This is a genomic window from Micromonospora sp. NPDC005220 (genome assembly GCF_040607895.1).
Classification (GTDB): Bacteria; Actinomycetota; Actinomycetes; order Mycobacteriales; family Micromonosporaceae; genus Micromonospora.
Genome location: NZ_JBEXHP010000140.1, coordinates 1 through 12,816, shown reverse-complemented (window position 1 = coordinate 12,816; position 12,816 = coordinate 1). Strand labels below are relative to the sequence as shown.

8 protein-coding genes and 1 pseudogene are annotated in these 12,816 nt (G+C 71.9%); 6 read left to right on the top strand and 3 right to left on the bottom strand.

Annotated features, from left to right (window positions below):
* Window positions 1-1,008 (bottom strand): hypothetical protein (locus tag ABZU52_RS29375; protein WP_354974197.1); only part of this gene is annotated, 1,008 nt, incomplete at its 3' end.
* A gap of 5 nt (window positions 1,009-1,013) precedes the next feature.
* Window positions 1,014-2,273, bottom strand: coding sequence for an Hsp70 family protein (locus ABZU52_RS29370; protein ID WP_354974196.1), 1,260 nt, complete (start codon window positions 2,271-2,273; stop codon window positions 1,014-1,016).
* Window positions 2,274-2,573: 300 nt separating this feature from the next.
* Here ABZU52_RS29370 and ABZU52_RS29365 point away from each other — a divergent pair, with 300 nt between their 5' ends.
* The 6 genes from ABZU52_RS29365 (at window position 2,574) to ABZU52_RS29340 (ending at window position 12,565) form a co-directional block, all read left to right on the top strand.
* Window positions 2,574-3,458, top strand: coding sequence for an IniB N-terminal domain-containing protein (locus tag ABZU52_RS29365; protein WP_354974195.1), 885 nt, complete (start codon window positions 2,574-2,576; stop codon window positions 3,456-3,458).
* Window positions 3,459-3,573: 115 nt separating this feature from the next.
* Complete coding sequence (locus ABZU52_RS29360) at window positions 3,574-5,430, top strand: dynamin family protein (RefSeq protein ID WP_354974198.1); 1,857 nt, start codon at window positions 3,574-3,576, stop codon at window positions 5,428-5,430.
* Complete coding sequence (locus tag ABZU52_RS29355) at window positions 5,427-6,887, top strand: hypothetical protein (RefSeq protein ID WP_354974194.1); 1,461 nt, start codon at window positions 5,427-5,429, stop codon at window positions 6,885-6,887. Before ABZU52_RS29360 ends, ABZU52_RS29355 begins: the two co-directional genes overlap by 4 nt.
* A 239-nt stretch (window positions 6,888-7,126) precedes the next feature.
* Window positions 7,127-11,056, top strand: coding sequence for a ThuA domain-containing protein (locus ABZU52_RS29350; RefSeq protein WP_354974193.1), 3,930 nt, complete (start codon window positions 7,127-7,129; stop codon window positions 11,054-11,056).
* A 94-nt stretch (window positions 11,057-11,150) separates the two neighbouring features.
* Complete coding sequence (locus ABZU52_RS29345) at window positions 11,151-11,498, top strand: PadR family transcriptional regulator (RefSeq protein ID WP_354974192.1); 348 nt, start codon at window positions 11,151-11,153, stop codon at window positions 11,496-11,498.
* Window positions 11,495-12,565 (top strand): hypothetical protein, encoded by a 1,071-nt coding sequence (locus tag ABZU52_RS29340; protein WP_354974191.1) that lies wholly within the window; start codon window positions 11,495-11,497, stop codon window positions 12,563-12,565. The genes ABZU52_RS29345 and ABZU52_RS29340 overlap by 4 nt, the downstream gene beginning before the upstream one ends.
* Here the strand turns inward: ABZU52_RS29340 and ABZU52_RS29335 are convergent.
* A pseudogene (locus ABZU52_RS29335) lies at window positions 12,562-12,816 on the bottom strand (septum formation initiator); the annotation flags it as partial. The gene ABZU52_RS29340 and the pseudogene ABZU52_RS29335 sit on opposite strands and share 4 nt — an antisense overlap.

Below are 12,816 nucleotides of genomic sequence, written 5' to 3'. Positions count from 1 at the left end.
GAACAGTTCGGCGGCGAACGCCGGCTCGTCGGCCAGCGCCTCGTCCGCAGCGGCAGCCAGGGTCGCGGCCGGGCAGTCGCCGAGCGCGCCGACTGCGAGCAGGGAGCGGACCAGCGGCAGCACCGCGCCGCCCCGGGCGAGCTGCAACTCGCTGAGCCGGCGCCAGACCGCCGTCCGTTCGGTGCTGGGGCTGAGCGTCGCGACGGCCCGCCGGACGATCGGGGCGAGCCGGCCGTCGGGGCCGAGCAGCCCGGCCGCCCTGGTGGTGGCGATCAGTTCGTCCACGCCGGCCGGGTCCCGGCCCAGCAGCGCGCCGAGCATGCTGACCGGTAGCGCCCCGCCGGCCGCGACGGCGAGCAGCAGTCGTCGTACCGCGGTGGGCTGGACGTCCAGGTCCGGCCCGAACTCGAGGATGACGGACCGGGGTGGGTCGACCGCCGTGCCGGTCCGGGCCTCCGCGCCGGCCAGGCCGCGGGCCAGCCGTTCGACATCCCGGGGTACGCCGGCGGTCTGCGTGTGGACGAAGTCGACCAGGTCGGCGGGGCGTCCCAGCTCGGGTGTCCCGGCGAGGTACGCCGCGGTCTGCTCCCGGGTGAACGGCGTGAGCAGCATGGCCTGCCCGTCGCGTCGCAGGGCGTCGACCAGCTCGCTGAACGCCGCTGACCTCGGCCACGGGCGGTGCGCGACCACCAACCGGTGTCGACGGCTGGCGACCAGGCCCAGCAGCGCCCCGATCCGCGCGTCGTCGAGCAGGTGCGCGTCGTCGACCAGCACCGCCGTGTCGGGGTCGACCGGCTCACCCGGCTCCGGGGCGGTCGTGCGTACGGCGACGCCGGCGCGCTGGTGAATGCGCTCCAGCTCGGCGAGGAACGCTGTCTTTCCGTGACCGGCCGGGCCGGCGATGCCGACCGCGAGTGGGCCGGCCGGGTGCTGCGCGACCGTGTCCAGGAGGGCCTGCAACCCCTTGTCCAGGGTCAGCCCCGGTGCGGCGAGGTCATTCATGATCATTGGGGTCATCCTTCGCGTCCCCGGGTGCGGGCCAGCGCCAGGCGGGACGGCTTCGGCAGTTCCAGTGGGAGGACCCGGACCGGGGGCCGCGGTGGCGGATCGCCCGGAACGGTGTGATGGGGGCGGCGCGGTGCCGGGATGGTGGCCCGCCCGGCACCGCTGACCGGGGCCGGAACGGGGGCCGGCGCCGGCTGGCGAGGGCGTGGTGAGACCACCTGACAGGCGGCCATCGCCGCCCCGGTGGCGGCGGTCAACTGGGCGTCCGGCTCCACCTCGACGGGCACCGGGAGAGCCGCGCTGATCAGCTCGGTCACCAGCGGGACCCGGGTGGAACCGCCGGCCAGCAGGACCCCGTCGAGCTCCGCCGGAGTCAAATCGGCACTGCGCACGGCCCGGAGCAGGAGGTCGACGGTCGCCTGCACCGTCGGGCGGATCATGGCCTCGAACTGCGCCCGGGTCACCGGCACCCGGGCCGGGCCGCCGGGCAGGGTCAGCACCACGTCGGCGGTGAGGTCGACGGTCAGCACCCGCTTGACCCGGTCACACTCCGCGCGCAGCCCGCGCAGCGCGGCCTGGGCACCGCGACGCCCGGTCGCGGCCAACTCCCGGGCCAGCACGGTACGAGAATGCTCGGCCAGCGCCTCGTCGAAGTCGGCGCCACCGATCGAGTCGAGACCCTGCGGGGTGCCGAACGTCTCGTACGTGCCGCGTGGGGTGCGGCGCACCAGCGCCGCCTCGAAGCTGTTGCCCCCCAGGGCGTAGACCACGGCCGTGCTGCCCGCGAACCCGCGAGCGGCGTGGCTCTCGGCCACCGTGACCGTGCGGGGCAGCAACGTCACGTGCCGGAGGCCGAGGTCGGACAGTGCCCGGTGCAGCACCTCCCGCCGATAGGGGCGCCACCCCGCCGGGTGGCTGAGCACGATCGCCTCGGCCGCCCCGCCCTCCAGGGCGTGCACCCGCTCCACCACCCACGCCGCCAACTCGGCGGTCAGCGTCTGCGGCGCGCACGGCTCGCCGCCGAGCAGCACCGGCACGTCGTCGCCGATCCGGTGGACGAAATCCCGGGTGGTGCGACTGCCGTCGTCGGTCCCGGGGTCGCCGACCCGGAGCGAACCGTCCTCCGCCAGGCACAACACCGAGGGCATCAGGGGTGAGCCGGCGCTCAGCGGGACGGCCTCGGGGCGGGTCCAGGTCGCGCCGCGTCGACGTGCGACGGCGGCGGCCGTGTTGCTGCTTCCGATGTCTATCCCCAGGACGTACGGCATCGTCTCTGTCTCTCCCCGTGAGTCGGCCGGTCGGTGGCGATGGCGCCGGCTGCCCGACGACCCACCCCCGGCGAACCCCGCGGGCTCCTACGTTCGTACCAGAGATCGGCCCCTGGTCGGGACCCTAATCTCGCCGGGACGGTTTCCCCCTGTCCCCCTAACGTACGAGGTGGCGGAGCCCCTAGTTCAACCGGCCCGGATGCGGGCTCAGCCCCGATGCCCGGGGGCGACCCCCAGCAATAGCGTCGTCACTGTCGACGTACGACACCCGCCAATGCCACATCCGAGGAGAACCGGCACATGGACTCGCAGCAGACGCTCCACGACTTCGTGCTCGACCTACTGACGAACCCGGACGCGCGGTCGGCCTTCGACCTCGACCCCGAGGGTGCGTTGCGGGGCGCCGGGCTCACCGACATCACCGCTGCGGACGTGCAGGATGTCGTACCGCTGGTCGTCGACTACGCGCCGGGAGCGGGCCTCGCGCCGCTGGCCTCGCCGGTCGGGCAGCTCGGGCTGGACCCGCTGCTCACCGACACCACCGACGTGGTGGGTCAGTTGCAGAGCGTGGCGCAGCAGATCAGCGTCACCAGCTCGCCCAGTGGCGTGGACGTCAAGGCCGGCGTGCTCGGCGCCATCGCGGTCGACCCGTCGACCGCCGCCGCCGGGGTCACCGTGCTGCCGGGCATCGGCCTGGGTGTCGGTCCGTCCGGCCTCGACACCGACCTGGCCGGGGTCTCCGATGTGGCGCACACCCTCGACGCCGACGTGGTGCAGCCGGTGGACGCGATCGCGGACCCGGTCCTCGGGGACGTCACCGGTACCGTCGGCGACCCGAGTGGTCTGCTCGGCGTCACCGACTCGAACCTGATCGGCGGAGACCTGACCGGTGGTGTCCTCTCTGGCACCCACGGTCAGCTCGGCGGGGTCGTCAGCTCGCTCGGTGTCGACGACACCCTCCACGGGCTGGGCCTCGGGCACGGCGACGGTGTTGTCGGCGGGGTCCCGCCGCTCGACGTGCCGTCGACGGTGGGCGGCGTGACGCACCAGGTGGACAGCCTCCTCCCCGGTGTCACCGACACGGTCGGTGACGTCACCGGTGGGGTCACCGATGGTGTGCTCGGCGGCGACTCGCACGCCTCGTCCGATCACGGGCTGCTGGGTATCACCGGCGGTCTGCTCTGACCCGGACCTCCGGTCGGAGCGGAGGGTCGGATCGCCTCGGGCGATCCGGCCCTTCCCGGTTCCACATCCGGTCCCTCTTGATAATTGAGCCGAAATCCGCACACTTGGTGCGGTGATGGCCGGGATCTGGTTGGACGTGCTGGATGAGATCGCCCGCACGTGCACTGCACACGGTCGCGGTGACCTCCTCCAGACGGTGCGGCAGAAGCGTGCGCAACTGCTGGACCCGACGCTGCGTGTCCTGGTCATCGGTGAGCCGAACCAGGGTAAGAGTCAGTTGATCAACGCGATCATCAACGCTCCGGCCTGCCCGGTCGGCGACGGCCGTACGACGGTCCTGCCGACCGTGGTGCGGCACGCCGAGGCCCCCGTCGCGGTGGTGGCCCAGGCGCCGCCACCGGCCCCGGGGCGTCCCGCCGGCACCGCCGCCGAGGTGACCGTCGAGCGGACCCCGGTGGCGCTCAACCAGGTCGCGGCTGGCGTGGCCGGCCTGGTCGGGCGTCGACCGGGCGGCGGCCCGGCGTACGTCGAGATCGGGCTGCCCCGCGCCCTGCTCGGTGCCGGGCTGGTGCTGGTGGACACTCCCGGCACCGACGAGGTCGCCGGCATCGGCGCCGCCGCCTCGATCGCCGCGCCCGCCCGCGCGGACACCGTGCTGCTGGTCTCCGACTCCACCCGGGAGCTGTCGGTGGCCGAGCTGAACATGCTGCTGCACATCGTGCGGTCGCATCCGAACGTGGTCGTGGTGCAGAGCAAGACCGATCTGGTGGCGGACTGGCGTACGGTCGCGGAGCGCAACCGGCAGCACCTGGCCGAGGCGGGCGTCCCGGCGACGCTGATCCCGGTCTCGGCGGCGCTGCGACTACGCGCCGCCGCGGCCGACGACCGTGGCCTCAACGCCGAGTCCGGCTTTCCCGCGCTGATCGCCCGCCTGCAACGCGACCTGGCCGGTAAGGCCGATCACCTGGCCCGCGCGGCGGTGCAGACGGTGGCCCGGACGGTGGTGGAGCAGTTGGCCGCGCCGCTGCGCGCCGAGCTGGCGACCCAGGAGGCCGAGGAGCAGTCCGGGCCGATTTCCCGGCTGCACGCTGCGCAGCGCGAGGTCGACGAGCTGCGCCGGTGCTCCACCCGGTGGCAGAACACGCTGACCGACGAGATCACCGATCTGCTCGCCGACCTCGAGTACGACCTGCGCGACCGGACCCGCCAGATTCTGCGGGCGGTGGACGAGGGGTTCGACACCGCCGATCCGTTGGTCGCCTGGGACACCTTCCAGGAGTGGCTGGAGCGGAGCCTGGTGGGGGCTGCGGAGGCGAACCACGAGTGGCTGATCCAGCGCTGTGACTGGATCGCCCGGAGGGTGGCCGCCAACTTCGACAGGTACGGCTACGACGTGCTGCCGCCCTGGTCGATGACGATGCCGGACGACATCGGCGAGCGACTGCCCGAGCTGCAACGGCCGATGATCGACCGGTTCACCACCGGCCAGAAGTTGTTCACCGGCATGAAGGGCTCGTACGGCGGCATGCTGATGTTCGGTCTGGCGACCACACTGGCCGGAATGCCGATGATCAACCCGGTCTCGGTCGGCATCGGGGCGCTCTTCGGCGGCAAGAGCATCCGCGACGAGAGCAAGCAGTTGCTCCGTCGCCGGCAGGCGACAGTCAAGACGGCCATCCAGCGGCACGTCGACGATTTCTTCGTCCGGATCATCCGGGACTGCCGCGACGCGGCCCGGCAGGTGCAGCGGATGCTGCGGGACCACTTCACGGGGCTGACCGAGGAGCTTCAGGAGGCCATCGTGCAGTCGTTCCGCAGCGCGAAGCAGGAGGCCGACACCGATGCCTCACTGCGCGAGCAGCGGCAGCGTGAGATCCGGCTGAAGATGACCCGGTTGGCAGCGGTCTACGAGCAGGCCCAGCAGTTGACCGGCGCCCGGTCCGCCCCGCTGCTGTTGGAGCCGCAGGCATGACGGTGGGGGTGCGCCTGGATGAGGCGGCGTGGGGGTTGCTGCACCAGGCCATCGAGCTTTACCAGGACAATCCCCGGGCCGTCGCGGAGCTTCGGCATCAGGTGGCCCGGTTGGAGCAGCCGCTGCGGATCGCCATCGTCGGCCCGTGGCGGTCGGGCAAGTCGACGGTGCTCAACGCGTTGATGGGCGAGGAGGTCGCGCCGGTCGAGCGGGCCGACGGCGCCTTCACCTGGTACGAGGACGGGCCCGCGCCGCACGCCACCGCCTACCCGGTCGGGCAGCCACCGCAGGAGTTGGCAGTGGTCAAGTCGGCGACCGGGCTGCGGGTGGATCTGGGCTGGGGCGCGGGGGACGTGCGGGACATCGTGGTGCGGTGGCCGACGCGGGCGCTGCGGCAGATCACACTGATCGACACCCCGGCGGTCACCGGCGGCGCCGAGCAGGGCCGGGTGCCGGTGTTGGAGCGGGTCCTGCGGGATTCGGACGCGGTGTTGTACCTGACCCGCGACGGTCGCGACAGCGATCTGCGGGTGCTGGAGTCCGCCCGGGACAGTGCCGTCGGGCAGTCCGCTCCGGTCAACGTGATCATGGTGCTGTCCCGCGCCGACGAGACCGGCGGGGGCCGGATCGACGGCCTGCTCACGGCACGCCAGCTCGCTCGCCGGCACTACCGTGACCCGCGGGTGAACGCGCTCAGCGTCAACGTGGTGGCGTGCAGTGGGATGATCGGCCTGGCGGGCCGGATGCTCGGTGAGTCGGACTTCGCCGCGCTCGCGACCCTGGCCCAGGTGCCCCGGGCGGAGCTGGACGCCCACCTCATCTCCGCCGACCGCTTCCTCCGCGGCGAGCTGCCGGTACGGCTGGAGACCGAGGTGCGCGCCGCGCTACTGGAGCGGTTCGGGCTCTTCGGCGTACGGCTGGCGGCCACGCTGGTGCGCAGCGGGTTCGACAGTCGGGTGAAGCTCTCCGCCGAGCTGATTCGGCGCAGCGGTCTCACCGAGCTGCGCGAGTCGGTGACGCGCTGTTTCATCGATCGCCGCGACGCGCTCAAGGCCCGCTCCGCGCTGGCCGCGGTGGAGGCGCTGCTGCGGGCCGAGCCCACCCGGGGGTCCGCCGAGCTGGTCGGCGCGGTGGAGCAGATCCTCGCCGGCGCGCACGAGTTCCGGGAGCTGCGCCTGCTGGTGGCGCTGCGCAACACCCGACTGGGGTTCGACGCGGAGCTGGCCGCCGAGGCGCAGCGGCTGATCGGCGGCGACGGGGTGGGCCTGGCGGCCCGACTCGGTGTCGAGCACGAGGCGGACGTGCGGCAGCTCTGGGAGGTCGCCGCCGAGGCGCAGTGGCGCTGGCGGGACCGGGCGGAGGATCCGTTGCTCCCGCTGGCGCAGCGGCGCGGCGCCCAGGTCGTGGTCCGCAGTTGTGAGGGGATGATCGCCGAGCTGGTCGCGGGCGGCCGTTGAGCGCCGACACGTCCAGCCCACCCCGGTGGTTCGTCACCGGGTTCGCGGCCCGAAAACCGTTATTCGATCTCACTCCGCACGGTCGCGTCTGACCTGCGGAGATAACGCTCTCACGGATGGTGGGAGAGTGCTTGACGCGGCCGTGATCGGAACGCAACGATGCATTTACATGTCCCGCTCAATCACCGTCAGGCGTGATCGGCGCACGCCGTCCCCCGCACCGCGAAAGGACCCCCACCGTGCGCAGATCCCTGAGATCGTGGCTCGGCGTCGCGCTGAGCGCGATCCTCGTGGCGAGCGGCATCGTCGCCGCGCCACCCACGGCCAGCGCCGCACCGTTCAGCGTGCTGGTCTTCAGCAAGACCGCCGGCTTCCGGCACGGCTCCATCACCCCGGGCATCGCCGCGATCCAGCAGCTCGGCGCGGCCAACGGCTTCACCGTCGAGGCCACTGAGGACGCCGGCCAGTTCACCGACGCCAACCTGAACCGGTTCGCCGCGGTGATCTGGCTCTCCACCACCGGAGACGTGCTCAACGCCGCCCAGCAGGCCGCGTTCGAGCGCTACATCACCGGCGGCGGCGGGTACGTGGGCGTGCACTCCGCCTCCGACACCGAATACGACTGGCAGTGGTACGGGGGACTGGTCGGCGCGTACTTCGCCTCGCACCCGGCCGAGCAGAACGTCACAGTGAAGGTCGCCGACCAGGTGCACCCGTCCACCGCGACGCTGCCGCAGCGGTGGAGCCGGTTCGACGAGTTGTACAACTACCGCACCAACCCCCGGGGCAACGTGCACGTGCTGGCCACCCTGGACGAGAGCACCTACACCGGCGGCAGCATGGGCGCCGACCACCCGATCTCCTGGTGCCAGAACTACTCCGGCGGCCGGGCCTGGTACACCGGTCTGGGGCACACCGACGCGTCGTACACCGAGGCGAACTTCCGGCAGCACCTGCTCGGCGGCATCCGAACGGCCGCCGGCGCTGTCGACGCCGACTGCGGTCCCACCGTCACCAGCAACTTCCAACAGGTGGAGCTTGCCAAGGGCGCAGCCGAGACCGGTGAGCCGATGAGCCTCACCGTCCTACCGGACCGGGGCGTGCTGCACACCTCCCGCAACGGCGTGATCCGGCACACCGACGCCGCCGGCAACACCAAGATCGCCGCCACCCTGCCGGTCTACACCGGTGACGAGGAGGGCCTGCAGGGCATCAAGGCCGACCCGAACTTCGCCACCAACCGCTGGGTGTACGCCTACTACGCGCCACCACTGAGCACCCCCGGCGGTGGTGCGCCGGCCACCGGCACCCCTGCCGACTTCGCCGTCTGGGACGGCGTCAACCGGCTGTCCCGCTTCACAGTGAACGCGGACAACACCATCAACCTGGCCAGCGAGACGCTGATCCTGAACGTGCCGACCAGCCGGGGCATGTGCTGTCACGTCGGCGGTGACATGGACTTCGACGCGGCCGGCAACCTCTACCTGTCCACCGGCGACGACACCAACCCGTTCGACTCGGCCGGCTTCACCCCGATCGACGAGCGGGCCGGGCGTAACCCGGCCTTCGACGCCCAGCGCACCTCGGCGAACAGCAACGACCTGCGCGGCAAGGTGCTGCGGATCAAGCCGAGCGCGGCCGGCGGCTACACCATCCCGGCCGGCAACATGTTCGCCCCGGGCACCGCGCGGACCCGCCCGGAGATCTACGCGATGGGCTTCCGCAACCCGTTCCGAATGAGCGTGGACAAGGCCACCGGCATCGTCTACCTCGGCGACTACGGCCCCGACGCGGGCACCGCCGACCCGAACCGGGGACCGGCCGGCAACGTCGAGTTCGCCCGGATCGACCGCCCCGGCTTCTACGGCTGGCCGTACTGCACCGCCCGCAACGACGCCTACAACGACTACACCTTCCCGTCCGGGCCGTCCGGGGCCAAGTTCGACTGTGCCGGCGGGCCGGTCAACAACTCGCCCAACAACACCGGCATCACCCAGCTGCCGCCGGCCATCCCGGCCTGGCTGCCGTACGGCGGCTCCGGCTCGCCGCCAGAGTTCACCGGCGGTGGCCTGTCGCCGATGGGCGGCCCGGTCTACCGGTACGACCCGACCAACACCTCGCCGGTGGCGTTCCCCGAGTACTACGACGGGACCTACTTCGCCGGTGAGTTCGGTCGCCGGTGGATCAAGAACATCAAGCTCGACGCGTCCGGCCAACCTCTGAAGATCAACCCGTTCCCGTGGACCGGCACCCAGGTCATGGACATGGAGTTCGGCCCGGACGGCGCGCTCTACGTGCTCGACTACGGCACCGGCTGGTTCAACGGCGACGCCAACTCGGCGCTCTACCGCATCGAGTACGCCCGCGAGGGCAGAGCGCCCGTCGCCAAGGTTTCCGCCACCCCGACCAGCGGCACCGCGCCGCTGACCGTGGCGTTCTCCTCGGCCGGAACCCTCGACCCGGACGGCGACCCGTTCACCTACGCCTGGGACTTCGACAACAACGGCACCACCGACTCGACCGCCGCGAACCCCAGCTTCACGTACACCACGAACGGGACCCGCAGCCCGACGTTGACGGTCCGGGACACCACCGGCAAGACGGCCACCGCGAGCGTGGTCGTCACGGTCGGCAACAGTGCCCCGGTGGTCACCGTCAACACCCCGTTGAACGGGCAGACCTTCAGCTTCGGGGACGCGGTGCCGTTCTCCGTCACCGTCACCGACGCCCAGGACGGTGCGATCAACTGCGCCCGGGTGAAGGTGAACTACGTCCTCGGCCACGACTCGCACGGCCACCAGCTGGGCAGCGTGCAGGGCTGCTCCGGGGTCATCCAGACCTCGGCCGACGGCGAGCACGACACCGCGGCGAACATCTTCGGCATCATCGACGCCGAGTACACCGATCTGGGCGGCGGTGGCCAGCCAGCGCTGACCACGCACACCCAGGCCGTCCTGCAACCGCGGGTACGCCAGGCCGAGCATTTCGGTGACTCGTCCGGCATCCAGATCGTCGCCGGGGCGGCGGGGAACGGCGGCGCCGCGGTCGGCTACGTCGACAACAACGACTGGATCTCGTTCCGTCCGTACAACCTGACCGGCGTCCAGTCGTTCAGCGCCCGGGTCGGTGCACCGGCCGGCGGTGGCGGCACGTTGGAGTTGCGGGTCGACTCGCCCACCGGGCAGTTGGTCGGTTCGGCCACCGTGGTGCCCACCGGCGGGTACGCCAATTTCGCCACGGTCACCGGTGGGATCACCGCCCCGACCGGCACCCGAACCCTGTTCCTGGTCTTCAAGGGCACCGGCCCGTACTTCGACATTGACGAGTTCACCCTCTCCACCAGCCCCGGCGGTCCCGGCCCGGACCCGGATCCCGGAACGGGCACCAACCTGGCCCGGGGCAAGCCGGCGAGAGCGTCCAGCTTCGAGGGCGCGTTCGTCGCGGCCAACGCGTTCGACGGCGTGGCCGGCACCCGGTGGGGCAGCGCGTTCAGTGATCCACAGTGGATCGATGTGGACCTCGGCGCCTCGTACGCCATCAACCGGGTCAAGCTGACCTGGGAGGCGGCGTACGGCAGCGGATACCAGATCCAGACCTCGCCGGACGCTGTCAACTTCACCACGATCCGTACGGTGACCGGTGGCGACGGTGGGGTGGACGATCTGACCGGGCTCAGCGGGTCCGGCCGGTACATCAGGCTGCTCGGCACCACCCGGGGGACCGCCTGGGGCTACTCGCTGTTCGAGTTCGAGGTCTACGGCGGCACCGGCACGCCGACCGGCGGCAACCTGCTGCTGAACAAGCCCACGACGACGTCGAGCAACGAGGGGGCCGACGTGACCGGCGCCCAGGCGGTCGACGGCAGCCTCACCACCCGCTGGTCGAGCACGTTCTCCGATCCGCAGTGGATCCGGGTGGACCTCGGCAGCGCCACCGCGATCGGCCGGGTCAAGCTGAGCTGGGAGGCGGCGTACAGCAGCGCGTACCAGATTCAGACCTCGAATGACGGCACCACCTGGACCACAGTGAAGACGGTGACCGGCGCCGACGGCGGGGTGGACGAGCACACCGGGCTCGGCGCCAACGGTCGCTACCTGCGGATCTACGGCACCGCCCGGGGCACCGGATATGGCCACTCGCTCTGGGAGGTGGAGGCCTACACCAGCTGAACCACCACCGATGACGTGGCCGGCACGGTGATCCGTGCCGGCCACGCGCTTTCCCCCTCTTGTATATACCGACAGACGGTATATGCTTCCTGGCATGGCTGAGGCTCCACTGCGGGAACCGACGTTCCTGGTGCTCACCGCGCTGGCGGAGGCGCCCCTGCATGGGTACGCCGTCATCGAGGACGTGCTGCGCATCTCCGACGGGCGGGTGCGTCTGCGCGCCGGCACCCTCTACGCCGTCCTCGACCGGCTCCGCGCCGACGGTCTCATCGAGGTCGAGCGCGAAGAGGTGGTGCAGTCTCGACTGCGCCGCTACTACCGCCTCACCGCGCTGGGCGCGCGGCGGCTCACCGAAGAGGCGTCCCGGCTGCGACACAACGCGGACGCCGCCCGGGTGCGGCTGCGCCGCAGCGGCCTACTCACCGACGGAGGTGCGGCGTGAGCAGCGACGACCTGGAACGCCGCTACCGACGGCTGCTGGCCGTCTATCCGTGGGAACACCGTCGGCTGTACGAGGACGAGATGCTGGCCGTGCTCCTCGCCGGCGCGCGGCCGGGCCAGCGACGACCCGCCGCCGCCGACGTACGGAACCTGATCGGCGCCGGCTTGCGGGCGCGGCTGCGGGTGGGCGCACGGGGGTTCACCGAGCCGAGCTGGGCCGACGCGGCGACGGTGACCGGCCTGCTGGTCGCGGTGGTCCTGCTGGCCATCGCCGGGAAGGCACTGCTCGATCAGCTCGTCCGCCCGCCGGGCCTGCCGCCCGGGCTCGCGCCGATCAGCCCGGATCTCGTCGACTGGCTACGCGTCGCCGGTTGGGCGGGCGTCTGCGTGGCGGTGCTGCTCGGGTGGCGGTGGGTCGCCGCCGGTCTGGCCTGGGCCGGCGTGCTCGGCTGGGGCGCGCTCGTCGCCCCGCAAACGGGTGGCAACCCGACGTACGTGGTGGACATGCTGCCGCAGCTCGCCCTCGCCGTGGTGGCTGCCGCAGCGCTCACCGTGCCGGCGCCGCGCCGCCGGGCGATCGCGCTACTGGGCGTACGCCGACTGCTGGCGCTGCTGCTCGCGCCTGCCGCGATGGTCGCCCTGTTGGTGACGAACCGGGTAACCAGTCCCGCGTTCGCCCTTGTCGGCGGTGTGTCCTACCAGGTCTTCTACGACATCGAGGCGAGTAGTGAGCTGGTGCTCTGGCTCTACGTCGCGGGCCTGGCGGTCGCCGCGTTGGCGATGGTGGTCGCGGTGGCCACGCTCACCCCGGAGGTGCGCCGACGGATCGTCGTCATGCTCCTGCCCGTGGCGGCCCTCGCCCTGCTGATCGACAGCGCCCTCGCCGGTTGGGCCACCTCGACGATGAACATGGGGCACGCCATCCCCCTGGTGCCGACGCAGTGGGCGATGCTGGTGCTCGTCGCGCCGGTCACCTTCCTGGCCGGGGTCCTACTCGTGCGACGCCGGGAGGAGACCCTGCGCATGGTCGCCCTCGGCCGAAACGCGGACCGCGAGCAGCACAGCTAATCGTCGGCGACGGCCACCGGCTCCGAGCCGATGCAGCGCACCTTCAACTCGTACTCCCGGGTCGATCCTTCGAAGGTGACCTCGACGTCGTCGTCCGGGCCCCGGTCCACGTCGCGGACCCGGTAACCCTGCGCGGGCGCCCAGGAAACCAGGCGTACGCCGCCGACGCCGCACTCGGCGACGGCAGTGCCGCCGTCGGTGGCGAACCCCCGGCGCGCCCCGGCGCTGGCGCTCGGCGCTGGGCCCGTCGT